This is a genomic window from Bacillus cihuensis (assembly GCF_000504145.1).
GTDB lineage: Bacteria > Bacillota > Bacilli > Bacillales > DSM-1321 > Peribacillus > Peribacillus huizhouensis.
In genome coordinates this window covers 46,497-72,177 of sequence record NZ_KI632495.1, presented here as the reverse complement: position 1 = coordinate 72,177, position 25,681 = coordinate 46,497, and the positions used below count along the sequence as shown (strand labels likewise).

At 35.9% G+C, this 25,681-nt stretch carries 23 protein-coding genes and 3 pseudogenes; 10 read left to right on the top strand and 16 right to left on the bottom strand.

Going from position 1 to position 25,681, the window contains the following annotated elements:
• Positions 1-30: 30 nt before the first annotated feature.
• Positions 31-969, top strand: coding sequence for an EamA family transporter RarD (gene rarD, locus V179_RS0106065; protein WP_051404859.1), 939 nt, complete (start codon positions 31-33; stop codon positions 967-969).
• 493 nt (positions 970-1,462) lie between these two features.
• Here the strand turns inward: rarD and V179_RS27185 are convergent, their stop codons facing one another.
• The 3 genes from V179_RS27185 to V179_RS0106050 all read right to left on the bottom strand — a co-directional run bounded on the left by V179_RS27185 (position 1,463) and on the right by V179_RS0106050 (position 3,883).
• A complete protein-coding gene (locus V179_RS27185) occupies positions 1,463-2,281 on the bottom strand; it encodes an N-acetylmuramoyl-L-alanine amidase family protein (RefSeq protein WP_051404858.1) in 819 nt (272 codons plus the stop codon).
• Positions 2,282-2,884: 603 nt separating this feature from the next.
• Complete coding sequence (locus V179_RS0106055) at positions 2,885-3,133, bottom strand: hypothetical protein (protein WP_028390694.1); 249 nt, start codon at positions 3,131-3,133, stop codon at positions 2,885-2,887.
• Positions 3,134-3,295: 162 nt separating this feature from the next.
• The gene (locus V179_RS0106050) at positions 3,296-3,883 is read right to left on the bottom strand and encodes an NAD(P)H-dependent oxidoreductase (protein WP_028390693.1); all 588 of its coding nucleotides are present in this window, start codon (positions 3,881-3,883) and stop codon (positions 3,296-3,298) included.
• 116 nt (positions 3,884-3,999) lie between these two features.
• On the opposite strand from V179_RS0106050, the gene V179_RS0106045 reads away from it, so the two are divergent.
• Positions 4,000-4,431: a MarR family winged helix-turn-helix transcriptional regulator gene (locus V179_RS0106045; RefSeq protein ID WP_028390692.1), complete on the top strand. Its 432-nt coding sequence runs from the start codon at positions 4,000-4,002 to the stop codon at positions 4,429-4,431.
• Positions 4,432-4,617: 186 nt separating this feature from the next.
• On the opposite strand, the gene V179_RS0106040 is transcribed toward V179_RS0106045, so the two are convergent.
• The 3 genes from V179_RS0106040 to V179_RS31275 all read right to left on the bottom strand — a co-directional run bounded on the left by V179_RS0106040 (position 4,618) and on the right by V179_RS31275 (position 5,717).
• Complete coding sequence (locus V179_RS0106040; protein WP_028390691.1) at positions 4,618-4,890, bottom strand: hypothetical protein; 273 nt, start codon at positions 4,888-4,890, stop codon at positions 4,618-4,620.
• Between the two features lie 225 nt (positions 4,891-5,115).
• Complete coding sequence (locus tag V179_RS31280; protein ID WP_200868661.1) at positions 5,116-5,268, bottom strand: hypothetical protein; 153 nt, start codon at positions 5,266-5,268, stop codon at positions 5,116-5,118.
• 179 nt (positions 5,269-5,447) lie between these two features.
• On the bottom strand, positions 5,448-5,717 hold the full coding sequence (locus V179_RS31275; RefSeq protein ID WP_028390690.1) for a hypothetical protein: 270 nt from the start codon (positions 5,715-5,717) through the stop codon (positions 5,448-5,450).
• A 133-nt stretch (positions 5,718-5,850) separates the two neighbouring features.
• Between V179_RS31275 and V179_RS0106025 the strand changes: the two genes are divergently transcribed.
• The 3 genes from V179_RS0106025 to V179_RS27180 all read left to right on the top strand — a co-directional run bounded on the left by V179_RS0106025 (position 5,851) and on the right by V179_RS27180 (position 10,514).
• Positions 5,851-7,485, top strand: coding sequence for an acetolactate synthase large subunit (locus V179_RS0106025; protein ID WP_028390689.1), 1,635 nt, complete (start codon positions 5,851-5,853; stop codon positions 7,483-7,485).
• A gap of 12 nt (positions 7,486-7,497) precedes the next feature.
• The gene (locus V179_RS0106020; protein WP_028390688.1) at positions 7,498-8,934 is read left to right on the top strand and encodes an aldehyde dehydrogenase family protein; all 1,437 of its coding nucleotides are present in this window, start codon (positions 7,498-7,500) and stop codon (positions 8,932-8,934) included.
• Positions 8,935-10,013: 1,079 nt separating this feature from the next.
• The gene (locus V179_RS27180; protein ID WP_051404857.1) at positions 10,014-10,514 is read left to right on the top strand and encodes a hypothetical protein; all 501 of its coding nucleotides are present in this window, start codon (positions 10,014-10,016) and stop codon (positions 10,512-10,514) included.
• 951 nt (positions 10,515-11,465) lie between these two features.
• Here V179_RS27180 and V179_RS0106005 read toward each other — a convergent pair.
• On the bottom strand, positions 11,466-11,849 hold the full coding sequence (locus tag V179_RS0106005; protein ID WP_028390686.1) for a VOC family protein: 384 nt from the start codon (positions 11,847-11,849) through the stop codon (positions 11,466-11,468).
• Between the two features lie 102 nt (positions 11,850-11,951).
• Positions 11,952-12,230: an ArsR/SmtB family transcription factor gene (locus V179_RS0106000; RefSeq protein ID WP_028390685.1), complete on the bottom strand. Its 279-nt coding sequence runs from the start codon at positions 12,228-12,230 to the stop codon at positions 11,952-11,954.
• A gap of 252 nt (positions 12,231-12,482) precedes the next feature.
• On the opposite strand from V179_RS0106000, the gene V179_RS0105995 reads away from it, so the two are divergent.
• The gene (locus V179_RS0105995) at positions 12,483-12,713 is read left to right on the top strand and encodes a hypothetical protein (RefSeq protein WP_028390684.1); all 231 of its coding nucleotides are present in this window, start codon (positions 12,483-12,485) and stop codon (positions 12,711-12,713) included.
• Here the strand turns inward: V179_RS0105995 and V179_RS29665 are convergent.
• From V179_RS29665 to V179_RS29660, 5 genes and pseudogenes are all read right to left on the bottom strand, one after another.
• A pseudogene (locus tag V179_RS29665) lies at positions 12,701-13,703 on the bottom strand (IS1595 family transposase). The gene V179_RS0105995 and the pseudogene V179_RS29665 overlap by 13 nt on opposite strands.
• A 494-nt stretch (positions 13,704-14,197) precedes the next feature.
• Positions 14,198-15,172, bottom strand: a complete 975-nt coding sequence (gene ftsZ / locus V179_RS27170) for a cell division protein FtsZ (RefSeq protein WP_051404856.1) — start codon at positions 15,170-15,172, stop codon at positions 14,198-14,200.
• 490 nt (positions 15,173-15,662) lie between these two features.
• Entirely contained in the window at positions 15,663-16,892 is a 1,230-nt protein-coding gene (locus tag V179_RS0105970) for an amidohydrolase (RefSeq protein WP_028390681.1), read from the bottom strand.
• Between the two features lie 91 nt (positions 16,893-16,983).
• The gene (locus V179_RS0105965) at positions 16,984-18,225 is read right to left on the bottom strand and encodes an amidohydrolase family protein (RefSeq protein WP_028390680.1); all 1,242 of its coding nucleotides are present in this window, start codon (positions 18,223-18,225) and stop codon (positions 16,984-16,986) included.
• A gap of 549 nt (positions 18,226-18,774) precedes the next feature.
• Positions 18,775-18,855: pseudogene (locus tag V179_RS29660) on the bottom strand (GMP synthase (glutamine-hydrolyzing)); the annotation flags it as partial.
• Positions 18,856-19,375: 520 nt separating this feature from the next.
• Here V179_RS29660 and V179_RS27165 point away from each other — a divergent pair.
• From V179_RS27165 to V179_RS29655, 3 genes and pseudogenes are all read left to right on the top strand, one after another.
• Positions 19,376-19,873 carry a nuclease-related domain-containing protein gene (locus V179_RS27165; RefSeq protein WP_084552231.1) on the top strand — a complete coding sequence of 166 codons (498 nt, stop codon included), beginning with the start codon at positions 19,376-19,378 and terminating at the stop codon, positions 19,871-19,873.
• A 207-nt stretch (positions 19,874-20,080) separates the two neighbouring features.
• Positions 20,081-20,644 (top strand): helix-turn-helix domain-containing protein, encoded by a 564-nt coding sequence (locus V179_RS27160; protein ID WP_034301333.1) that lies wholly within the window; start codon positions 20,081-20,083, stop codon positions 20,642-20,644.
• A 91-nt stretch (positions 20,645-20,735) separates the two neighbouring features.
• Positions 20,736-21,191: pseudogene (locus V179_RS29655) on the top strand (SOS response-associated peptidase).
• A 493-nt stretch (positions 21,192-21,684) separates the two neighbouring features.
• Here the strand turns inward: V179_RS29655 and V179_RS0105940 are convergent.
• The 3 genes from V179_RS0105940 to V179_RS32140 all read right to left on the bottom strand — a co-directional run bounded on the left by V179_RS0105940 (position 21,685) and on the right by V179_RS32140 (position 24,079).
• On the bottom strand, positions 21,685-22,776 hold the full coding sequence (locus V179_RS0105940; RefSeq protein WP_028390679.1) for a copper resistance D family protein: 1,092 nt from the start codon (positions 22,774-22,776) through the stop codon (positions 21,685-21,687).
• Between the two features lie 3 nt (positions 22,777-22,779).
• Entirely contained in the window at positions 22,780-23,337 is a 558-nt protein-coding gene (locus V179_RS0105935; RefSeq protein ID WP_051404853.1) for a copper resistance CopC family protein, read from the bottom strand.
• Positions 23,338-23,839: 502 nt separating this feature from the next.
• A complete protein-coding gene (locus tag V179_RS32140; RefSeq protein WP_326929535.1) occupies positions 23,840-24,079 on the bottom strand; it encodes a GNAT family N-acetyltransferase in 240 nt (79 codons plus the stop codon).
• Positions 24,080-24,422: 343 nt separating this feature from the next.
• Here V179_RS32140 and V179_RS0105925 point away from each other — a divergent pair, with 343 nt between their 5' ends.
• Positions 24,423-25,283, top strand: coding sequence for a cupredoxin domain-containing protein (locus tag V179_RS0105925; protein WP_028390677.1), 861 nt, complete (start codon positions 24,423-24,425; stop codon positions 25,281-25,283).
• Positions 25,284-25,681: the final 398 nt, after the last annotated feature.

Below are 25,681 nucleotides of genomic sequence, written 5' to 3'. Positions count from 1 at the left end.
TAAATAGTTCATTACTGAAAGGTGAAAGCTATGCCAGTATGGAATCCATCAGCTAAAGAAAAAGATTATGTGCACCGTCATTCAGAGAAAATAATGGGTTATATCTATATCTCCTTATCTTACTTGCTCTGGGGGTTTCTAGCATTATACTGGAACGCCCTGGATACCGTCTCCTCAATGGAAATCTTAGCTCACCGAATTCTGTGGGGATTTATCTTTGTGGTTATTATTATGGCATGTCAGACTAAAAAGCGTCGGGCTTTCTTTAAGCTGTTTAAAGAATTTAAAGTAAACTTCAAACAATTCTCTTATATCTTTGTAGCATCTCTTGCGATAAGTGCAAATTGGCTAATTTTTATTTGGGCAGTTAACTTCGGTTATATCATGGAGGCAAGTTTAGGACTTTATATTACGCCTATCGTTAGTATGGTTTTAGGCGTCCTTATAGTAAAAGATAATATACGAACAGGCACTCTTATATCGATGATAATGGCTTTTTTAGGAGTATTGGTTATTACTTATGAATATGGTAAAATTCCCTGGGTTGCAATCTCTTTAGCTATGACTTCTGGGATTTATGGATTAACGAAAAAGTATATCAAGACCGATACACTAGTCGGAATGTGTATAGAAACAATCATGGTCATCCCTTTTGCATTGCTTTTTTTAGTGTTTATTCAACGCAATAATAAAATGTATTTTGGTTCAGACATTCATTTATCATTATTATTAATTAGTGCAGGTATCCTTACTGTTTTACCTCTTTTATGGTTCACAGAAGGTTCAAAAAGAATGTCTTTAACAACAATCGGATTTTTTCAGTATATTACTCCAACTATTACTTTTCTCCTCGGGGTATTTATATTTGAAAATACAATCACTTTGATCCAATGGATCTCCTTTAGTTTTATTTGGTTATCACTTGCTGTTTTTTCCTTTTCATCGTGTAAAGGTATAACAAAAAAATGAGGATAGATATGATTATGTTTTCCAAGGAAGTATGATAAGGATAAAGCTATCTTTTCATTAAGGGAAAGATAGCTTTTGCGATGTACTATGTATACAAAATATCGCTTACTTAAAGAATCCTTAGTATCTAACCTTTCCCATTCGTTTAAGTACATATCCTTCACAATCTCCATTTTTTATTCTAACAATTTCGTTTCATTTCTTTCTAAGTGATATTCAACAATCCAGCCCTTTAACGGAGTAACATATTGAAGTTTTCAACATCGGCAAGAACATAAAAAGAAAAATCCTGTTTAAATAATACAGGATTTTAATCAAACTTTATTACAAATTAGCAATCTTTTTTATCAATTATCGGACTTTGTTATAAAGCTACAAATATAACTATTAATGTTCTGAAAATGATTATAACCTTTGCCCTTCCTATTTAAATAAGATTAAAGCTGACTTCCTTTTAAAAATATGGGTAACTCACTTAAGAAGATTTTAATCATTACTGATCTTGTTTTTCAATTTCATGCAACTTCACTTCAAGAGCCTTTATGTCACCTGAGTTTTCAGAAATTAATTTAAGCAAGATACTCCGTAAACGATTTACTACTACCGCTACTTCTTCCCTTGTGATTGAAGCTCCCGGTCTTGTACCGTCAAAATAGCCGTTTGCTACAGCCTCATCCCATGAAGATTGCGCCCAATTGCTCACTTTATTTATATCTGTTTCTACCACTTTTGGTTCCTCTTTCGGCACTGTCGTTTTTTTAACTGGTAAATCCAAATATTTCGCTACACCTCGCGCATAAGCTGATGCCATATCTTTAATGAAATCTCTATTCTTTAACAATTCAGCGTCTTTGGAGTCAATAAATGCAATCTCAGTTAAGACTGCTGGCATATTTGTTTCTCGAACAACTGCTAAATTCCCTCGTTTCTTATCATCACCATGTGCTCTTAGCCCGTATTTTTTAGCCGTTTCAAGTGCCTCTGCATTAACTAGAGTTTGTAATTTCTCAGAATTAGCACTTGCCTTGGTGTATATATAAGACTCGTAACCAGTGCCTCCACCAGCGTTAACATGAATTGAGATAAATACATCAGCATTGGTTCTGTTGGCAATATTAGCGCGTTCGGAAAATGCTATAAAGACATCAGTAAAACGCGTAAGAGTGGTTTTATGATCTGTATATTCTTCGTCAAGATACCTTTTCATTTCTTTTGAAATATCTAGAACGATGTTTTTTTCTTGCAGGTCATTAGCTACCCCACCTGGGTCTTTTCCACCGTGTCCTGGGTCAATCTTTATTTTTTTTACCATGCTTATCACCTCAAAATTATTTTATGATTAGAGAAATAAATATCCTGTACTATTTTCTAGATTTTTTTCTTAATCCTTTTTAATCATGTACTTCCTCGATTACTCCAGATTAAGGGTTAACGAATTCCAAAATAGCTAGCACAATATTTGATCTTCCCAATACCATAAAAAAAGATAAGGAAGGCTGTCAGGAACCCTCCAATCTTTATATTTAAATAAGACTTTTAAACAGCCTGAGGTTAATTTTATTAAAGCATAACTACATAAAAACCATACTCGAAAATAATTTGTATTAGTAATTTCCCTGTAAGTTTACCCACCCTAACATATAGCCGATTAACATACTCCCCCCATATATCTGAACGGATAATAAATAATTGTATCAATATTTATCGGGCTGTAATTATCTCCACCTTAATCAGTGTAGAGAACAAAGAAAAACAAGGAGAATTTCTTGAAAATTCGCTTTTTTTGTGTGATTTTCCTACAATACTAAAACATAGAAAACCCTGAATAAGGGGCTTTTCACGCCCTTATCCAGAGTTTTCTATGTCTATTCTGCTAATTATTTAATGCGATCTCAGAAGTGGTTTTAACCTACAGTTAAGTAAACTTCCCCGCGTTATACTTACTTAATAAATTCTCGCGTATGTACCGGATGCAATCAGGAGATAAAATTGACCTTTGTGGATGGATTAAATCGCCAAAAGGCATTCCATTAAGAAATTTTATTTCCCCAGAAAATTCTTTCCCGAGATACGCATCGTACCCCATAACTTTTACAAATAAGGTTTTGTGATCTGTGTTCATAAAATCAATAACATTTAATATATGCTGATTTATTTCCTGCACTATTATCCCCCCTAATTAATAAATTAGTATTCTCAACTTAATGAATGAGTAGTTCATTGCACATGATCCCCCCAACACGTTAGAAATCTGGCTAAAGAATACAATTGCAGACATGCTAGAAATTTCCTACCGTGGCTTATCTAAATGAGGTTTCGAGTTATCCTAGTGGTCTAGTCTTTTAAAATAATTATAAATCTTTTCTAGTTTTTTCATTTGTTTTCCTTTTGGACTTTCCATATTCCCAAATTCAAAGATCTTCACTTTCTTGATTCCCACAAAATTAAATAAGGCTCTTTTCATTAAAATTTTATGTGCATTATTCAACCAAAGAAATGGATAGTGAGTAGGACCCTTCATGGTAGATACACATACAACGGACTTTCCTTTCAGTAGCCCTTCCGGGAAAAGTCCCCCCTTATCTTTATAAGCAAAATTGGAAGCAAATAATTGATCTATATATCCCATAAGCATCGCAGGAGGTCTTCCCCACCAAATAGGATAGATAAAAACAATCTTGTCAGCCCATGTAATTTGTTGTCTATATTTTTCAATATTAGGATCAGTATGCATATCACGTCTTCGTTTTTGCTCGTTAAACACTAAAAGTGGGTTAAATCCCTCATCATATAAATCTAAGACCTGTATCTCCTTAATATTGGGATTCTGTTTACTGCCTTTGATAACGTTTTGTAAAAATACATAATTTAAACTATTATGATTGGGATATGTATAAATGATTAACATTTTCATTAGGCACCTCTTAATTATCATTTGATAACTAAATTGTAGCATCATTAAATTTAATTATCAATTGATAATTGTATTTTGATAACCATTTTGTTATCTTGTCTTTAAGAGGTGAGAGAATGGACAAAAAAGAACTTTTTTACAAACTCGTATCATTTACAACTTCTGTTCATCGTGTAACAAATAAATTAACGAAAAATGCAAAGCCAAATTCAATCTCGCAAGTTCAATATAACATTCTTGAATTTATTGCAGTTAGTCAACCTGTGACTCCTAGTGAAATTAACGATTGTCAGAATATGTCTATGTCAAATACTAGTCGTGAGCTTAGCAAGTTAAGTGACAAAAAATTAATTGAAAAGATAAATGATAGCAAAGACCGACGAAAACAATATATTCATCTATCGCAAGTTGGGGAAGTTGTAATGAACGAAGCATTTGCTACAATTGAAACCCGATTTCTAAATCGAATACAAAATGCTTCTAAAGAAGATTTAGAAGAGATTGAACGTGCAATCGATACTCTTCAGGAAAAATTATTTCATCCTTAAGCAAAGTTAACTATCAACAGCATCATCGATTGAAAGATAATTATACAATACCAATAACTTTCAATCGATGAAACTCAATACTTTTTTTATGATCCTTGTTTAATTATCTAATTTATTTATTTTACTAAAAAGAACACCTTTCAATGTGAAAAGTGCCCTTTAATAGTAAAATACTAATTAATTACCTCATTTACTTATGGTACGGTTAACCGTCATGTATGTAAATGAGGTTTTCGTTGTTTCTGCTTTATTGTAAGTACAACATAATGGATGTAGAACTTCCATTTTTCTGGTCTCCAAAACTAGTAACATATATTGTGCACTTTCTTTATAGGAGTGTTCGCGAACAGCTTCAAGGCCATCTTTCTTAATATTTTCAATTTCATTTGGGTGTCGAAGCAAATGATGCACTAATAATGCCCCGCATCGATAAAACCATGATTGGTAATTACCAATCATGGTCAATCCCTCCTGATACCATTTTGCATCTAAAAGGACAAATAGCAAAAAATAACCGCTAAGAAAGGACTTTCTTAAGGGCCTGTGCAAAAGAAGATGCTGGATAAGCCTCCTTTTGTTGTTATAGTGTGCAAGTAAAAGTAGCACTCTGGGATACGGAAGGAAGTCCATCCACAGCAGCCGAGGTAGCAGTAATGGTGACAGGTTGTCCAGGTACTGGAGTAGTTACTGTAGCGCTAAAAGTACCACACTTGCACCTGTCGTAACTAAAGTTGGAGAAACCGTTGCCGGACTCGTTATAGTGAGTGTGATTGGAACTCCTGAAACTCCAACGGTATCATCATCATGCAATAACTGGGCGAGGGACTCCTCGTTCACCCATTTTTCCTCACGTTGGGAAAAAAGCGGGTCCTTCATTAGAATTATCGTTTAGTAAACACTTTTGTTTCACGGTCCATTTTTATTTCTTCGGCAAGTCTAGGGAACATCGCGTTGCGGATATAGAGACCTTCCTCATCAAAATCCCGTTTTGATCCAAATGCAACGACATCCCTTTTTTATTTAGCACTTTTCACAATATGCTCATATTCGTCGCGTGAAAACGGCTTCCCTTCCGTATCGCTATTGAACCAATATTGGCGAAATTCCGGCCCTATTTTTTCTAAAAAATAACGCATCCTGCCAAGCGCGGGATAGTTGCGTAAAATCGAGTGGGCTTTTTGATTACGGTCAAATATGTATAAGTAAACAAGAAAAATAATAAGTCCGAGAACAATGAGCGCTCCTAAGCCAATCACAATGATAATCAAAATATTTTCAATATTCATCTGAATCCAGCCCCTTAAAAAGACATATGGAATTAATTAATGCAGATTTTAAAAGTTTATACATTTCTACATATTTCTTCCTTTGTGAGGGAAAATAAGCAAACGAAAAAAAATTGGAAATGGGGGCGATGAATTGAAAGCTTCGGATTTATTTGTGAAATGTTTAGAGAATGAAGGGGTTAAATACATATTTGGGATCCCCGGCGAGGAGAACACTGATTTCGTTGATTCTCTGATTGAGTCAGATATTGAACTAATCCTGGTTCATCATGAACAGGCGGCCGCATTTATGGCTGATGTATATGGCCGCTTAACCGGTAAACCCGGTGTTTGCTTAGCCACACTTGGGCCAGGTGCAACCAATTTACTAACCGGAATCGGGGATGCCTTTCTTGACCATGCACCGCTTGTCGCCATCACAGGCCAAGCGAGTTTGGAGAGAATCCATAAAGAATCCCATCAATATGTAGATATTGTCGGTGTTTTTGATAAAATCACCAAATGGAATCAACAAATCCGGGTAGCCCACACGATTCCGGAAATCGTCCGTAAAGCATTTAAACAAGCAGTACTGGAGAAACCTGGCGCTGTTCATATCGAGCTTCCTGAGGATATTGCCATGCAAGAAACGGAAGGAAAGCCACTTCCAGTATCGCAAAAGCCATCTTCCAGTCCTTCAAGAAGTTCTTTGAACAAAGCAGCCGAGGCAATAAACCATTCGAAAAAGCCAATTATTTTAGCAGGAAACGGCGTGATTCGCGATGAGGCTGCCGTAGAGTTAAGACAGTTTGCCGAAGCAAAAAATATTCCGGTCGTAAACACCTTTATGGCGAAAGGCGTTCTGCCAGCCAATCATCCTTTAACACTATATACAGTAGGAATGCAAGCCAAAGACTATGTTCTTTGCGGATTTGATCAAGCGGATTTAATTATTACGGTTGGCTATGATTTTGTAGAATACTTACCAAAATATTGGAATGACGAGGCCGGGAACAGAATTGTTCATATTGACAGCCTTCCAGCGGAGGTCGATGCCTACTATCCACTTGAAGCTGAATTAGTTGGAAATGTGAAGGAAGCACTAGAGGCGTTAAGCCCTTTGGTTGAAAAGAAAGAACTGTGGCCGGCAGTTGTGAAGTTAAAGGAGCAGCTGGTGGAAAAATTGCATGCTGCCGATGAGCTGTCAGGAAGCCCCGTGAAACCACAGCGAATCATTGCCGATATAAAAAAAGCAGAGAAAGGCGAAGCCATTATTATTTCAGATGTTGGGGCCCATAAATTGTGGATTGCCCGCTTGTATCAGCCTGAAAAGCCAAATCATACGATTATCTCAAATGGCTGGGCAACGATGGGTATTGCCGTACCTGGAGCCATTGCCGCGAAACTTGCCCATCCGGAAAAACCAGTAATTGCGGTAACGGGTGATGGTGGTTTCCTCATGAATGGGGTCGAGCTTGCAACAGCCAAACGGCTTGGACTAGCGTTTGTGGTCATTATTTTTCATGATTCGAAATTTGGCTTAATCGAATGGAAACAGCTGAATAAATTTAATCGGTCAGCGGATATTGAATTTACAGATCCAAACTTTTTAGATTTTGCCAAAAGCTTTGGGGTAAAAGGGATGAAAGTGACTCATTCTGATGAATTGCTTCCAATGCTTGAAAAAGCACTATCGAGTAACGAAATTGTGCTGATTGATGTGGATGTTGATTATTCGGAGAATGTCAAGTTATCAAAAACACTTGGTGATTATATTTGTAAATTATAGGAGGTTTATCAGGTGAAAAAGAAATGGCAATTGTGGATCGGCGGAAAATGGCGAGAAGCAAAAACGTATGAACCTTTATATAGTCCACATACAAATGAGTTTCTTTCAGATATTGGACAAGCAGAGCCAGCAGATGCCATAGAGGCGATTGTCGAGGCAAATGCGGCTTTTCAAAAATTTAGGAACTATCCGGCGCATGCCCGTGCCAAAATTTTAGCAAAAGTCGCCGACATCCTGGAGGAACGAAGCTTGGAATGTTCGGAAATCATGGCGTTAGAGGGCGCCAAATCCATCCGTAATGCTCGCGAGGAAATAAATCGCACAGTGCAAACCTATCGTTTCGCAGCAGAAGCCGCCAAGAGTAATTACGGGGAACAAATTCCGATGGATGCAGCTGAAGGCGGGGAAAACCGCTTTGGATTTACGATTCGCACGCCAATTGGTGTGGTGACGGCTATTACCCCGTTCAATTTTCCGTTTAATCTTGTTGCCCACAAGGTCGGGCCGGCCATTGCTGCAGGGAATGCGATCGTGTTGAAACCAGCCGAACAAACGCCGATTTCTTCTTTATTTTTAGCAGAGGCTTTTAAAGAAGCGGGGCTGCCGGACGGAGTGCTAAACATTATTCCGGGCAAGGGGGATGTTTTAAGTGAGGCATTAACCACCCATCCCTATGTAAAAAAGGTGACCTTTACGGGGAGTGTGGAAGTCGGTCATATCATTCAGCAGCAGGCCGGGTTTCGCAAACTCACACTTGAACTTGGGTCTAATTCACCCTTTATCATAGACGAAGGTGTCGATATTGACCAATTGATAGAGCGATCGGTCATGGGGGCTTTTTCCTATAATGGCCAAGTGTGTATTTCAATTCAGAGGATTTATGTCCATCAATCCTTATACGGCGAATTCTTGGATCGATTCGTCAGCAGAACGAAGCAACTGGTGATTGGTTCACCACTGGATGAAAAAACGAATATCACCGCGGTTATTTCGAAAAAGTCTTTAGATCGTCTACAGAGCTGGATCAATGAAGCCGTTCAGGAAGGCGCGAAAATCGAATGCGGTGGAACGGTGGAAGGCAATGTTTTGGCACCGACGGTTCTAACCAATGTGAACCGTGATTCAAAAGTGTCTCGTTTTGAAGTTTTCGGACCAGTCGTTTGTATTGCACCGTTTGATACCCTGGACAATGCAATAGCCGAAGCAAACGATTCCCGCTACGGTTTGAATTCCGGAATCATCACGCCAAGCATTGAACGTGCCTTCTATGCGGCCACCCGCTTGGAAACAGGCGGTGTCATTGTGAACGACATTCCCACCTACAGAATCGACAATATGCCCTATGGCGGCTGGAAAGACAGCGGCGTAGGCAGAGAAGGCGTTAAATACGCCATGCGCGAAATGATGGAAGAAAAATTCATCAGCTTAAAATTCAGCGACAACAATTAAACCGGGGAAGGTTCGAAACAAGCTATAACCTTTCTTCCTAGGCTTTTCTAAAAACATATTAAAAAATTCAGGCTATACTTTTTCTATATATATACCAACATTAGCTTAATCAAACTTTCAAGCACTCTTCAACCATGGTGCATTTCAGCATTAAGGGTTCCATTTTGAGGTGCTTTTCTTAAAATATGTGCCGAAATAGCAGTCGTATTGGCATCGTTATTGGTATATAAAAAAGTAAAACTCGCCAAGCATGGCGAGTTTCTTTATTAGGCATACAAAAACCTTATTTATATAAAACCTCACTTACTTATGATACGGTTCACCGTACATGATCCTAAACTATACTGCCCCGTAACTTTAAGTACAAAGTTTCACAAACTCGTCTAAACTTTCACCTAGATATTTAGGTGTTATTCAACAATCTGGCCCGATTGTGGAACAAGAAAAAATCCTGCACATCAACACAGGATTATTAATCAATCTTAATTTTAAATAATCGTACTTTATTTTAGATGATCAAACTTTTTTAAATAACTACACCAAATTTACGAACACACATTTCACTACTCCTTATTGACGTTGTCAAATCAAGGCTCAACGTCTCTGTTGTCTATTAATCAGAATGAAAATCTATTTTCCATTGCCAATGCTCGCGGCAGCCGAATGGCTCGTAGCGGTCTATATTCAAAGATGTTCACTCATTTTTTGATAAAAAAGATCATGATGCGATAGCAGATGGTCCTCTCCTTGCTTTTATCTTCATTCCAAGATATTCAAAACCAATTCGGAACCAATTGTGAGGATTCGGAAGTGGTCGTCTGAACTTAAGTGGGAGTTCACAGTATGGCAATGATTGTAATGTCATAAAAGTCCAAAAATCATTTATGAACGTTCGTTGATGTACATTGATTTTATCGAACTAATTTATTGAAAAAGGTAGAGATTTTTAAATACCTAAATATGGGTATTTTTGACTATCTTTCATTTCTGAAAAAGGGTTAAGCATCTACTATAGAGAATTAACAAGTTAATCTTAGTCATGTTAGAACGTACCATTTTAAAGAAAGAAGGTAAGTAATATGAATGGAAATTTTTTTGCTAACTATAAAGATTTTATTATTTACCCTTTGGAAGAAGATAATCCGAAAGAATTTGATCCTCAAGATTATGCTACACATTATATTCTCACGTTGTCACTATATGATTCTCTTGTATCAAATTGGGGAGAAGCAAATAAATATGAAGTAGACGTAAAAAAAAGTATTGAAAAGGTATTAAATGAATTCAATAATACCCAGAAAGAGAGTTATCACCTTCAATTACTTGAACTTGAAAGTGATAAATCGTATTTTGTTCTGTCACTATCGTGTAAAACTAAAATTGAAAATTCGGAAGCAAACGATCGCATTTCTTACATCATCGATAAGATCATTTCAAACCCTTTTTATGTTGGTCAATCCTGGTACCAGCTTATCGGTGATAAAGGAAGAATTACACGTAAACTCTTCTGCTTTTCATTCAAAGAATATACACATATTATAGAGGAGAATGAAGTTGCTAAGCTTTCTACTCTGGCATGAACACATCAACATAGTAGGACGCTATTCGCTCCCATACTTCCTGAGGGATTAGAGATGGCCGATTATGTACATTAACACATGGACCAGTTTACATAACCGAATAACATTAAAAAGGATTCCTATGCCCGCTAAATTCATAGGATTCCTAGTGTCCGCCAATATTTAATTCATGTTGGTTCCATTGCTACACTAGCATCAAGTGATACTGTTTCAGGGCTTAATAATGTATTACATCCTACCCCGCCATTTAGCATTCAGAAGATGATACTAGAACAAGTTGTTCTTTATTTTAATTCTTCCTTAAATTAACCCCTCTTTAATATAAACATCAGATCTACGATTAGTTATGTAGTTTTAAACTCCTTTTGCTTTATGTATTTCTGAGGTATCAATGGTGGTGATAATGATTTTCTCATTATTAAAAGCTTCATGTAACGACTCTCAAGGATTGATCCTCCCTAAAGCTTTAGCAGCTTTGTATGTATTGCCATAAAAATTACAGCTTTTAGAATAAGCGCTATTTCAAGTTCCTTTTTTGCTTGTTTCAACGGAATGAAGATGATTTTTATGGTAAATAAAAAGAATCCATTTTGATTGATCAAAATAGATTCTTTTCTAGTAGATTTATAAAAAAGTTTGATCATTTCCGTGATCATTATGCCATTAAAGCGCTCGATTCTTGAAGAAGCATCTACCTACTTTTAGCTATTTTGCTGTAGATCGTTAATAAAGGAAAGCACCCGTTAGAGTTTAAGTGAACTAATTTACAAAGTACATTTCCATTGAAGAACGACAACAATCTCATTTATTTTAGACTTTAAAAATGTATAACCCCGTCCTAATAATAGGACAGGGTTAACGTAAAGGTGTTTAATTTTTGATAAAAACCACTTCACCGAACTTAATACTTGCCAATAAAATCGTATAGAACTAGGTTACTTCTTCATGAAGTTACTTCTGCACTATCTGAATAAGGTTGCCGCATGTATCATCGAATACAGCAATTGTGATTTGGCCCATTTTTGTCGGTTCCATAGTAAACTTTACGCCTTTTTCCAATAATCGTTTGTACTCTTTGTGAATATCTACAACGCCAAACATTGTTGCTGGGATGCCATCGGCAACTATCTTCTTTTGGTACTCCTTTGCGGCAGGATGGTTATTCGGTTCGAGCAAAAGCTCGGTACCGTCTTGATTATCGGGAGAAACAAGGGCTATCCACCTAAATTCTCCAACGGGAACGTCATGCTTTTTTACAAAGCCCAGCTTTTCTGTATAAAACTCCAATGCCTTGTCTTGATCTTGAACGAAGATACTGGTAACAATGATTTTCATAATGTTATTGCCTCCTTTGATATTTTCGACGTATGGTACTCTGCTAACAATCTGGCTCCAAGCAGAAAAACCATACATTCGTCAGAAGTTTTTTTAATAAAATTACTCTATCCATCCCTTCAGCAAATTGTTAAGTGGTTCGTTGTTGAATATAAGTACTCGATATTTTCCCTTTCGTTTCGATTTTACGAGCCCAGCATCTTCCAATACAGAAAGATGTTTAGCTATCGCTTGTCGCGAAATGGAAAGGTCGTGCTTCATAATGAGACGTATCGTAAGTTCATACAACGTGAGCTCGTTGCGTTCGGATAGTTCATCTAATATAAGCCGCCGAGTCGAATCGCCAAGTGCTTTGAATATAGCGTCTTTGTCCCAATTCATATATCGAGTATAAGCAACTCTACGGTTGCTTGTCAATCACAAGCAACTGTAGAGTTGCGTGACAAAGGAACCGTATCATGCAATCTTAACAACACTCAGAGGAATTACTACATATACAATTGGCCTTAAAGATTTTTAGACTATTAAATAAAAAGGCTGTTTTCGTAAACTTTGTTGCTATTCAATAAAGTATTAGCATCATGATATAATGATTTAACAGAAAATCATTATTGGAAATTTGGAGCGAATTAAATGGAATGGGTTAAACTTTTCGAGTTAATAGCAGCAATTAGTTTCGTTGGAGCAGTAATACAGTTATTACGTTTTAGAACAGAATTGAAAAAAATTGATAAAGACCAAGAATTGACTGATGAATTAGCAAAAAAGTGGACCAAAAAACTTCATTGGGTCATTTTGTTTGGAGCTTCGGGAGCCGTTTTTGCGGTTATTAGTTATATTTTTCGTATTTTTTATACTAATTGAAATTTATGAAGCTCTAAAATAATCTGTGGTTGAGTGATAGATTTTTTGCACGCCGAAATAAGCATTTGCCCCACTCGATTTTCAAATGCTAAGTTTTTACCAAGTTCAAGCCATCTGAACCAGTAGAGGTAGTTATCTAAATATTTTGTTGCAACTCCTTGGAAACGCACCATCCAAGTTTTCAAGCGATTATGAAAGTTATTAACGTGTTGCACGTGGTAAATTCCTTTCTTTACACGCTGTTTTTGACGTTCATTGACTGTTTCGTGCTGTAATCCTTTCATTTTGGCAAACTTCTTATAATTCGTTGCGGTATCAGTGCATAACAAAGCAGACGGGTGAATAAACTCACCTATCACAGCGTTAATTTCTTCGGCTTTTACTCGACCTGTTCCTGCTTTTCGAGCAATTACACTACCATTGCGTTCTTGTGCCACCACAACGGCAATTTTAAGGTTAGAGATACCTCTCTTTTCGCCTTTTTCGCCACGCTTCTTGGCTTTTCTGTGCGTTACTTCTCGACCTTTCATAGACTCACGAAAGAAGGTTTCTTCACTCTCGACTATTCCTTGCAGTTGATTAAAACCAAGACTTTCTAATGCGTTCAAGATTTTATGTCTCCAATAAAAAGCAGTGGAGATATGAATTTTCAAGCGTTCAGCGATTTTTGGCAGGGTATAACCTTAAACCATTAATTCAATGTATTTCAACCACTTTTCAGGGTAACGAGAGCCTGAAAATGGTGTGTTTGTCATATCATTGAAAAATTTTCCGCAATCATTACACAGATAGCGAACGATATTTACCGTTCCGTTTAACCGATGTGCTTCCACAATAAACACACCCCAAACCAGAAGCGAATCGGGCTTCACGAATACTTTTGAGTAGTTTCGTAATTTTATCTGGTTCATCTGGAAACAAGTCTTGTTTCATCGCATTATATAACGCTATTTGCTCCGATTTGGTTAATTCGCTGACGTCTTTCCACATACTCGAACGCCTCCTGAATGCCCATTATTTCAGCCTTTTAACAGTATGGTCAAGAAAGCCACAATCTACACGAAAACAGCAATAAAAACTTTAAGTAGAAATGAAATAGTTAAGAGCCCGTCAAAAATTATTTTGAGGGGCTCCAAAACAAAAGGTTTATCAACATTATGATGCAACTTTTTCAGTTCTATTTTTAGAAACACTATAATTCTTTGTGACCACACTTACAAAGATCACCGATTATATTTATAGTAAGTGCTATGATCCCACCTTCAAGCGGGAATTGGAAGAATAGCGGCAATACCAGCAAGGAACGGAATGATCGCCAAAATTTTGATCAGTTTCAAAATACATCCTCCTTTTATTCTCTTAAAAGTATCTTTTACTAGCATTGATAGCACTTAAAATATTGCAAAGACCACTTGTTTTTTTAATTATAAAAAATATTAAGGAAATTTAAATAAAAATGTTTACGTATATTTAAATTATCTTTACTATGTTCTTAATAATGGAACCTCCTTGTCATTAAAGCCAGTAGCAATGATGGTTACTATAATCTCATCTTTTAAGTTTTCGTTAATGACAGAACCGAAAATCATATTTAACTCGTGGCTTGCAGTAGAAGTAACAATGTTTGCTGCCTCTTGTACTTCATATAGACTTAAATTGGTGCCCCCTGTGACTTTCATTAGCACACCTTGAACTCCATCAATAGAAGTGCCAAGTAACGGGCTGGAAATAGCTCTCTTTGCAGCTTCAGCAGCACGGTCTTTACCTGTTGCGCTGCCAATTCCTATTAAGGCAGATCCTTTATTGGACATGATCGTTTGTACATCAGCAAAATCAATGTTGATTAATCCTGGTACAGCTATTAAATCGGAAATACCTTGGATACTTTGACGAAGAATATTATCCACTTCTCGAAATGCTTCGACTATGGGTGTATTTTTATGTATAATCTCCAATAAACGATTGTTTGGAATAACAATTAATGTGTCCACTGCTTTCTCCATTAAGGCGATTCCGATTGCCGCTTGTTTTGCACGTTTACGGCCCTCAAACGAAAATGGGAGTGTTACAATTCCAATGGTCAGTATGCCAAGATCACGGGCAATTTGAGCTATAGCAGGGGCAGCACCTGTACCTGTACCGCCGCCCATTCCTGCTGTAACAAATACCATGTCAGTGCCTTTTAATACCTCTTGGATCTGCCCTTTGCTTTCTTTTACTGCTTTTTTACCTACTTCTGGATTTGCCCCTGATCCTAATCCTTTTGTCAATGTTGCACCGATTTGTATCTTAATCTCTGCTTTTAATAAATTAAGAACTTGTGCATCTGTATTAACAGCAATATATTCTACACCCTGAACTCCATGCTCGATCATACGGTTAATAGCGTTATTCCCTCCGCCGCCAACACCGATTACTTTAATGTTGACTAATGAGTTTACTCTTGTATCAATCTCCATCTTATCGTTCCTCCTAGTTCATCGAAATTACCTTTTTTTAAACTATTCATTCAAATATCTGAAGCACTTATTTCTTTTATTTAGGCTGTGTTAAATTTGCCTGTTGGTTAAAAAATCAACAATGCTCTTTAATTTAGCCTTTATTAAAAAAATCATTTTCTTTTATTTAGTTCTAGCATAGAAAAAGGCATTGTCGTTAGCAGTTCCGTAAAGGAAGTTACTAAAGACAATGCCTTTCATTGAATCTTACCACTCTTCACTGAAAAGTCGGAAGGATTCGACACCCAAAAAAGGGAATCCCTACTTTTAATTCTAAGATATTTCCATCCTTAATTCAATTTACATATACTAATATGCTAACATAGGAAAAACTGTGACAAGCCGAAGGCAGACACTTAATACCCGGCCAGATTTTTTGGCGTGGTTTTTTCTCCTCTTTGCTCGAAAAAATAATAGTTGATTCTTCTTGAAAATGGTTTATTCATCATACTTATTTTGAATCAAGAGAACCTGAAACGATTTCTCCTTTGAACATCGTTGCTACACGATTAGATCTTCTTGCAACGGCTTCAGCGGAACAAGAAGCTTCAACAAACACAATACTCGCTTCGTCCCCAATTTGCGGCCAAACTTGATTTCCTTCAGAATTAAGCGGTATTTTTCCATCGGTAATAAACTGGAGCGTTTGTGCTAAAGAACGTTCATCTGCCCATCTTGAAATCTCCGCCAAACGACCAGCTCGTTCTAATACGTCCCCATTTCCAAATGGTGACCAAACATCAAAAATATTATCACATCCAACGGCAACCGATACACCTTTCCTGTGTAATAAGCCAACAGGCGGAAACCTTCTATCAAGAGGAACACTCGTAATAATGGTGATTCCTGAATCAGCCAATAGTTCTGCCATTTCTTCAGCTTCAGATGGAGGAATATCCCCAAGTGCAAATGCATGACTAATAGCCACCTTACCTTGAAGACCTGCTTCTTTCGTTAACTGCGCCAATCTCTTTATTGTAAAGATACCTAAATGATCCCCGTCATGCAAATGTAAATCAATCCCCGCATTTTCTGTTGCAGCAAGTTCAACCATCAGTTGTAAAGATGCTTCAATATCGCCATCAACGGTTGCAGGATCTACGCCACCTACAAAGCTCGCTCCTTGACGGAGAGCCTCTCTTACTAAATCTTTTGACCTCGTACGCAATAAACCGTGTTGTGGAAAGGCAACTATTTCATAAGCTATCTTTCCCTCAAACGTTTGCAACGCTTTATGAACTTCTTCAAAATTCTTCAAGCCAACCTCAGGGTAAATATCAACATGTGTACGTATGTGAGTTACTCCGGATTTCAAATAAATATCAAGCAACTTTTCCGCACGTTCCTGAGTAGTAGTTTCTAAGTTCGGTAGAACTCCTTTCTCAATTTCAAGTCGTTCAAAAATATTGTTAACAGGTGTTACTGAACGCCAACGGTCACCCAGCAATGTTTTATCTAAATGACAATGTTTTTCTATAAAAGATGGAAGAACCAACAATTGTTTCACATCTTTTTTTGGTAAATCATCTGTAATAGTTTCATCAGAAGATACGATCTTCGCAATTTTCCCGTCCTTGATCAATAGATGGTAACATTCCGTATTTGTACCCGTTATGACGCCATTTTCAACGTCGTAACCACTCTCTAATCGTGCATTTGTTAGCCAAAAAATAGAACTCATCTTATATCTACCCTTTCTATATTTTTATTGTAGAATGTGGTGAGAATAAAAATTTACTAATTCACCGATTTAATGGATTTATGCCTTTAATCTAAAGATTTATTTTTGATTTAAGTGCCCCAGCGACTATATTTCCTTTAAATAAAACAGCTATTCTTTTTGCTCTTCTAGCAACAGCTTCAGCGGAACAACTGGCATCAACGAAAACGAAGTCCGCATCGTCTCCTACATTTGGCCAAATACGTTCTCCTTTTTTATTTAAAGGGGTTACCCCTCCTGTAATAAACCCAAGAGTTTGTCCTAGTGATTGTTCATCACTTAAGCCGAAACGTTCTGCTAACATCCCTGCTTTTTCTAAGCTGTCTCCTTTTCCGAAAGGAGACCAATGATCCGTAATGCTGTCATCACCGAGGGAAATTTCTACTCCTTTTTCCTTCAAGAGAGGAATCGGAATCGTCTTTCCTATAGGAACGGATGATGTAATCGAAATCCCCTGATGAGCGAGTAATTCTGCGACTTCACTCGCTTCTTTAAGCGGGATATCACTAAAAGCAAATGCATGGCTTATGGTAACTCTCCCTTGCCATCCAGCTTCATCCGTTAGAGATGCCAATCGCTTAAATGTAAAAATACCAAGATGTCCCGGGTCATGTATATGAAGGTCAATGTTTGCATTTGCTTCTACGGCAAGTTCCATTACCATTTGTAACGATTTCTCGATATTTTCGTCAATTGATGCAGGGTCAACTCCACCTACTAATGAAGCTCCGTGTTTTAATGCTTCTCTAACTAGCGAAACTGAATTGCTGCGTAATAATCCGTGCTGTGGGAAAGCGACTATTTCGACAGCAGCTTTTCCTTTATAAGCTTCCACCGCTTGTAAAGTTGCTTCGAGGTTTTTCAATCCGATTACAGGATCGACATTGCAATGTGTGCGTATGTGAGTTGAACCTGAATGTAGCAATAAATCTAATAATTTTTTCGCTCTTTCTTCTGCAACAGGCAATAAGCATGGGAGTAGTACCTCCTCTTCTTCTAACCTTGTCAAAAGACCCTTAGTTGGAATCGTAGGCGCTTTCCATGGACCTCCGTAATATGTTTTATCAATATGGATGTGCATATCTCTAAATGATGGAAGCATTAAATAATTATTCGCATCCCGTTTAGGTAAAGTAGTTTCTAACTTTTTATCAGCAAAGACAATTTCATTTATTTTCCCATCTTCAATTCTCAGATGGAAAAGCTTCGTTTCTGTTCCCGTAACTGTACCATTTTCATAGTGGTATCCAGTTTCTAATCTTACATTTGTTAACCAATATGCTATATCTGTCACTTTCTTTAACCTCCTTTTATTTTGAATTGTATTTAATTTATTCATGCCTTGGCATAGATTTTAAAACTTAGGCGAGTTACGCACTCGCATTTCTTAGTATATTTTCAATTTCTCGGAATTCTCGTTTCCATCTTTAAGAAGCTTTAGAGCGTTCTCAATATCACCTTTCTCTGCTGCTATTATTAATTGTTGGTTCATGGCGTCCCCCATGGAGAAACTAAGTACAGAAGTTTGCCGCATGACTCCAACAAGATCAGCAAGTAGCGCCATGGTGAGGTAAGATAAAGCAGAAAAAAATATTATTGGCGCAAAACTTAAAATCTAATTAATCTTTTTCTCTTTAACAATTATGTTATCATCTGAAGTTAAATATGAAAAATATAAAAAAAATCAATTTTACTTAACTTTTCCATATATTAAAGGCGTCATATTATAATTTCTAGAGGTTTCCGCTCTTAAATCTTTTTGGCAATAAATACAAAAATGAACGTGTATAAAGAACGTTCGTTTCCATTGCATTTATTCCATTTTATCAGTTGTGTTTGTGTGTTACTCCCACTCAATCGTCGCAGGCGGTTTACTTGTCACATCGTACACGATGCGGTTCACATGCTTCACTTCATTTAGCAGAATCTGCCCCTGTTAAAGGACCAGCAGCTTTAGTTGCTACTTTAATAGATGTAATAGCAGCAGAGTTTAGGTTAACCACACCAGCAGTAGCAGCACCAGTTACTTTAATATCTGTTGCAGCTTGATATCCAGCTACACCATCTGCATTGATGTATAAGAAGTCATCAGATGTAGCAAAAGTTGGGAACGTATTGTCAGTACCTTTAACTTTAATACCGAAAACAGTTGTAGTAAATATTGTTTCTACAGTAATTGGCGTAGAAAGAGTTAGTACTACTGATTTACCATCTGCTTGAACTTTAACTGTTGCTGGAGCTGCACCAATCGCCGAACCTACGATTTTAGAAAAGTCATAGTTAAATACAGTCTCAGCATCAGTTACGTCAACTTCGTTGCTAAATTAAATGTCTACTTGTTTAGCATTAATCGCACTTTCCATAACTTATAAGGCAAATATAAAAAGCCTGAAACCCTTATACTTCAAGGGTTTCAGGCTTTTTAATAAAATGAACGGAAACAAATTACAGATCGGAAGGAAAAAGGTGACTCTCCGAAGAAAAATAATAAACGGACTGCCTTAAGAAAAGGTGAACTTGGAGAATACAAAATTGATATTCAATTATCTCAAATGCCTAAAGAATTTATGTATTTAAATGACTTATTAATAGAAAATCCTAAATCTAAAACTGGTTATTCCCAAATTGATCATGTTGTTATAACTCCTTATGGAATATTCGTAATTGAGACAAAGAATTATCAAGGAACAATTTATGGAGGAAAAGATCGAAAAGCTTGGTTAATTAATAGGAAGTTTAAAATGATGAATCCATTGATGCAAAATTTTGGTCATATTAATGCCTTAAAAAATGTGATTGAGAAGAAATATGACCCTCATTTTATTTCAATTGTCTCTTTTACTAAACGGTGTACATTCAAACTTGAGGAAGGATTGCGGAAGATAAGCTCAGATGAATTAGTGGTTTATTGTGAATTTAAGGATATCCTTGCCACCCCTTGATATCAGTATGTTTACACGATTAATTTATAAGAGAAAGGTAAAAATAAGACATACTTCTTAAATCCTACTTCTTACTTTAATTGTTTTTTGAAAATTCAGTCATTAATATCCTTAAAAAAATCATTTAGGCAAGGGTATACTTAAATGATTTTTAAAGTAAATAAGACAATAATGTGAAGTTTCTGTTTCTCTAAGGGGAGTATTTTTATGGCTCGAATTAAATATTCTAAAGCTGAGAAATTAGCCATTCTACACCTTTATAAAGATGGTCATCATTCAATAGCCGATATTAGCGCTAAATTTTCTGTAGATCCCGGGACTATTAGAGAGTGGATTAGAAAATATGAAGTAAATGGTGAAGACAGTCTGGAAGAAGCACCTTCTTGGAATTCTTATTCGAAAGAGTTAAAGTTAGCTGCCGTCACTAATTATCTATCAGGTAAATATTCTTTAAGAGAAGTCAGTCAAAAATACAACTTATCTACTACGTCGGTTTTGAGAAAGTGGATTAAAAAGTATAATAATCATAGAGAATTAAACGATACCAGTAAAGGAAGAACAAACTCTATGACAAATAGTAGAAAAACGACGCTAGAAGAACGAATCCTTATTGTGAATTACTGTCTACACCATCAAAAAAACTATCAACTCGCAGCTGAAACATTTGAGGTTTATTACCAACTTGTGTATCAATGGGTCAAGAAATTTGAAGCGAATGGTGAAGGAGCACTTCGAGATAAACGTGGTCGAAAGAAAGAAGAGTATAAATGAACAACTGAAGAAAAATTCAAACTGGACATAAACGTTCCTTCGTTGGGGGTTAATTCCTTTCTGGGCTAAAGATGAAAAGATTGGTTACAAAATGATTAACGCAAGGGCTGAGACGATTGCTGAGAAACCAAGTTTCAAAAATGCATACAAAAAGAAACGTTGTTTAATACTTGCTGATTCTTTTTATGAGTGAAATAAACACCCGAACGTAAAATTCCCATGCGAATCAAACTTAAGACAGATGAACCCATTTGCTATGGCTGGATTATAGGAATCATGGAAATCACCTGATGGAGGATCGATTTATTCCTGTTCCGTTATCACTACAACGCCTAATGAGCTGATGTCCTCAATTCATGACAGAATGCCTGTTATTCTTAAGCCCGAGGATGAGAAAGTATGGTTAGATACTTCTATACCATGCTACCGCTATCTGCAACAGTTCCTTGAACCATTTGCCGCACTCAAAATGGAAGCTTTTGAAGTATCATCCGATGTAAATACACCAAAGAACAATTCTCCTAATTCAATCCAACAAATATATTGAGAATTCACCCAAAGAGTCAATTTTTAATAGGCCAATTCTTCACTGACCCAGCTCTCAATTTATTAACACCAAGTTCTATATGATCCTTCATGATAGGCTACAAAAAAAGGCTACTCATAAAGGGCAGCCAATTTTAGTGAAGGTTACCCCATTATATGTAGCCTCATTACTCGCCCGTTCTTCATAGAACAGTTTCTGTCCGAATCGTATATCCCTGACACAAGTGTAAAATGACAATAAAGTTATTTAACTTTAAAAGCTTAAACAAGAATACCCCCGTTCTAAACTTAGGACGGGGGTAAATATATAGTTGTTTAATTTCCCATGTGAAATACTTCACTATACAAAAAGATAAAACAATATAGTCGATTTTATTCCACAATCGCGATTCTTGATTACCTAAAAAATAATCGCAACCCTATTTATAGCATTTAGAATACAAACTCACTTAATATCTCTTGAGATTCTTCTTAATTTTTAAGTTACACTCTTTTTAGCGAATCACTATAGTCATCATTATCATAAGATATATACTCATTACAAATAAACAACTAAAAAGAAAAGATATAATAATCGATGCTTTTTTGAAAAACGATAACACAATTAATCCCATAAATAAAATGGATAGGAAAAAGAAGCATACTGTATTTAAGTTCACAACAAAGCCAATTGTGCTACCAGAATCTATTATGCCATCGTGAAATAGACGGAATAAAGGTGATACTGCATCACTCGTTAAATAATTGCCATGAGGTGGTGATTGTTGTGAAAAAATAGCTGTTATCATAAAAATTACAAATAAAATAAAGCCTTCTACACGAATCCAAGGAATGGGATTAAATGTAGCATTTTTTGATATCATAAATTTCACAATAAAGCCATTCACCAAGGCATAAAAAACAAGCGGCAGTAGGAATAAATGTTTGATTAATAACCCTTGTCCATATGAAACCAGCCACGAATCAATATACCCATCCACCATTACATCCATCAAGAACATACCACTAAGAGCTGTAACAACTAAACAGCCAATAGCGACACTTGAAAACCAGCTTAAATATTCAAGCCAATTTTTATGATTGAGCGAACACCAGCCAATAACAAGTAAAATTCCAACCCAAATACTAACAGCTGCTATATGAAGAAAGTCGCTTATAGTTCCTATAATTGGATCAATAACGCTTGCATGGCTTGACCAAGCAACTGTTAATATTAATCCAAATGTTAGTAATGCTCCTAAAATAGCGAAATTGCTCTTTTCTGTTGTCTTTACCGAGACAATTAATAGTATTAACACACCGGAACCTAGAAGGGTAAAATCCCATGCAGTCCCAACTGAATAAGTTGTTAAAACAATTTTTAACGATTCAAATAAACCTAAGCGTGGAGCAATATACAACGTAATATCAAGTACAGGAATAAAGGCGAAAACAGGTAGCGTAATGGCACTAATAAGTAATAAGCGCTTTGAAATCTTTATATCAGGACGATATTCGTTTGGGACAAGTAGTAGAAAAAAACTTCCTACTAAGACCGAAAAACATAAATATAAAAGCGTCTGACTAATAATTACTAAAATATCCATTCATTATTTCTTTCTTTTAATAAGTATGAAGAAACCACCTGCTACAATAACAACTAAAAGAACAATTAGAAGAACTGTCATAGAAGAGGATTCTTTCTCTACTTCATCCGCTGAAGCTACATCTTTTTGATCTTTTGTCGATTGCTCAACTGATTCTGTTATTTTTGACGGTTCCTCCGTTGGCTCTTCCACAGATTCAGGAACTGGAGCATTGACTGTAAATGAGAAATTACCTTCTAATGGATGACCGTCTGCACTAATAATACTCCAATTTACTTGATATTCGTCATTTGGAAGTGGCTCAGCAACAGTACCTATTAATTTACCATCACCAATAGTAATTTCTTGTAGATCAATGGCCTGCCCCTTTGAATTTTTTACATCTATATAGCTACCTTGTTCAATTTTCCCATCAAATTCAAGAACAATTTCATTTAATGGCTCCGTTACAACATCACCATCTGCTGGATTTGATCCTCCTATATGCGAGTGAGCAAATGCACTAGTAGAAATAGACATTGCTAGTAAGATTGCTGTTAATACGGTAAATATACGTTTCAAAATAAACCCTCCTAAACTTATCACTTGGGAACAGTATGAATAGACAATCATTTTATATTTGCCTTGCCTAATCTTTTACTGATTTTAGACCCTATTAAAGTATCATCTAACCATGTTAAAACTTGTCATTCAACTGGTACATTTTGTCCCCCTCATAAAAGAACATGAACGATGATTACTTTATTTATATAGTATCTATGTTGAAGAATAAAAACAATCCGGTATATGGTGAAATATGTGATAAATTGTTGAACATTAACCCTTTTCTCAAAATGCATGACTAGTCAACTTTGATTGTCTAAGTCTAAATCTTTAATTTCTCCTCTAACATTCATTATATGAAGAAGGAAAAAGGTTCTTATCATATTTTGTTCAAGTTTTCAGGTCTCTATTTCTTCTTTTTAACATAACAACAACAGATTTTCCGTCTAGAATATCCTGATTCTTAAAAGTACCTACCTCATGATATCCTTTATTTTGAAATAATTTTGACCAAGCTTATTTAATGGAAATGTAAAAAAGCTAGTTTATGAAAATCATGTTTAATGGCAATACTTTCGATGGCTGCCAGCAACAAACTTCCTATACCTTTTCCTCTGTACTCCCTAGCAATATGTACAGATACAGATAAAGCTACTACTCCAGCAAAAGCACAACGGTTATTATATTGATTTAAAGAAGACCATCCTAATTTTCCCCACCTCAACATCAATAACTTTGTACCACCCTCTATGCTGTTCAAACCATTCTTCCAAGTATTGTAAATATTTCATTTCAGTTTCTAAAGTTGCTATGTTATCTTCAATTCCTTGATTATAAATTCTCATTATAGCTTCTAGATCCCCCGAGTTTACATCTCGAATTAACGTCATCTTTTTACCTCTAATTAATGTCCTTTTGTTTAGTGGCATATGTATTATTTTTAGATTTAGTATTGGTTAATATAGAGAGTTTTGAGGCATTTATATAGCGGAATCACTTGTCGCAAAATTTTTATTGTTGTAATTAATCTTACAACTTATAATAAAATAGGTTTAAAATTAATTAAATTCATTTTGCGACATTATGACCGTGGAGGAAAAAGAATGTTACTATCAGTAAGTATTGCGTTAATCGTTCTCTTAACAAGTTATGTTGTTTATTACACTTTCAGAAATAGACATAGGCTTACATCCATGACCGGAATGATGGTAAGCATGACAAATTCGATGATGTCCAGTATTGCTTTAGGTACAATATTAGGAGCCTATATACAAGACAAAGATTTAACCATTCCTACCATTCTATCTGTATCAATAGGTATGCTTGTAGGATATTTAACTGGTAGGCCTGTTTCGTCCATGGCTTCATTAGATGGATTAACAGCCGGCATAATGGGCGGTATGATGGGTTCCATGTTAGGCGTGATGTTACAGCCCAAATCCGTAGAGGTAATGATTTACTTTATTGTTGTAATTTTCGTTTTAGTGATAGTACTACTCATTCGATTAATTGATGAAGAAACTAAGAGAAATAATAAAGAAAAAACCTTTAATAAAAGGCCTTTAGTAGCCAATCCAATTGTACTAATTGTTTTATTAGTATTTATGAGTATCCTTGTATTTGGAAAGGGTACGTTATTTCAAACTAATAGTGAACAGGCTTCAAATGAGGTAGAGGATATAAAATTCACATCAACAAGTAGTGATATATATGAAGTAATGGTAACTCCAACCGAATACACCCCAAATAACCTTGTAATAAAGGCCGGCAAACCATTTATAATTAACTTTAAAACAGAAGAAGTTGGCTGCACCGGCATTATCTTATCAGATGAACTTGGGTTTAATATTGCATTAAATGAAAATACTAACAACTACATTAATATTGATGCATTAAAGCCCGGAACATATCATTATGCTTGTGGAATGAATATGTTTAAAGGAACAATAACTGCGGTAAATTAAATTTAACTTATTTATTTTTATACCCCTTTTGTAAAAATATGTGTGTTTATTTCTTCTAATAATTTAAAAAGCAGCGAATTGACAATTCGCTGCTTTTTACTATTCATTAATTTCTTATTCTTTTACCTTCAATTCCCTCAAAGAGTTTGCTACAACAATCAAGGTAACTTCCAAGCGTTGTCAGCTGTTTCTAATGCCGTATCTATCCACGATCATAGCGCCTTACCATAGTATTCTCATAAATTCTTAATAGATGCTAGTTTGACTAACGGAAGAAGCTCTGCCTTCACCTCAAAGCAAATATTATAAATAATTCAGGTATTAAGTAATGTTCATTCATGGTTAATGTTCACAATTTTATAAATATATTCAACTATAGTTTTTCTATATATTTCCAT

Coding starts and splice junctions, on each gene's coding strand:
- V179_RS27185 (WP_051404858.1), bottom strand. CDS start 2,281: ATGGTAAAAAAAATAAAGATTGACCCAGGACACGGTGGAAAAGACCCA.
- V179_RS0105970 (WP_028390681.1), bottom strand. CDS start 16,892: ATGAGTTCTATTTTTTGGCTAACAAATGCACGATTAGAGAGTGGTTAC.
- V179_RS0106005 (WP_028390686.1), bottom strand. CDS start 11,849: ATGAAAATCATTGTTACCAGTATCTTCGTTCAAGATCAAGACAAGGCA.
- V179_RS0105925 (WP_028390677.1), top strand. CDS start 24,423: ATGTTACTATCAGTAAGTATTGCGTTAATCGTTCTCTTAACAAGTTAT.
- ftsZ (WP_051404856.1), bottom strand. CDS start 15,172: ATGGAGATTGATACAAGAGTAAACTCATTAGTCAACATTAAAGTAATC.
- V179_RS0106040 (WP_028390691.1), bottom strand. CDS start 4,890: ATGATTGGTAATTACCAATCATGGTTTTATCGATGCGGGGCATTATTA.
- V179_RS27160 (WP_034301333.1), top strand. CDS start 20,081: ATGGCTCGAATTAAATATTCTAAAGCTGAGAAATTAGCCATTCTACAC.
- V179_RS27180 (WP_051404857.1), top strand. CDS start 10,014: ATGAATGGAAATTTTTTTGCTAACTATAAAGATTTTATTATTTACCCT.
- V179_RS0106050 (WP_028390693.1), bottom strand. CDS start 3,883: ATGAAAATGTTAATCATTTATACATATCCCAATCATAATAGTTTAAAT.
- V179_RS0105940 (WP_028390679.1), bottom strand. CDS start 22,776: ATGGATATTTTAGTAATTATTAGTCAGACGCTTTTATATTTATGTTTT.
- V179_RS0106000 (WP_028390685.1), bottom strand. CDS start 12,230: ATGAATTGGGACAAAGACGCTATATTCAAAGCACTTGGCGATTCGACT.
- V179_RS0105995 (WP_028390684.1), top strand. CDS start 12,483: ATGGAATGGGTTAAACTTTTCGAGTTAATAGCAGCAATTAGTTTCGTT.
- rarD (WP_051404859.1), top strand. CDS start 31: ATGCCAGTATGGAATCCATCAGCTAAAGAAAAAGATTATGTGCACCGT.
- V179_RS0106045 (WP_028390692.1), top strand. CDS start 4,000: ATGGACAAAAAAGAACTTTTTTACAAACTCGTATCATTTACAACTTCT.
- V179_RS31275 (WP_028390690.1), bottom strand. CDS start 5,717: ATGAATATTGAAAATATTTTGATTATCATTGTGATTGGCTTAGGAGCG.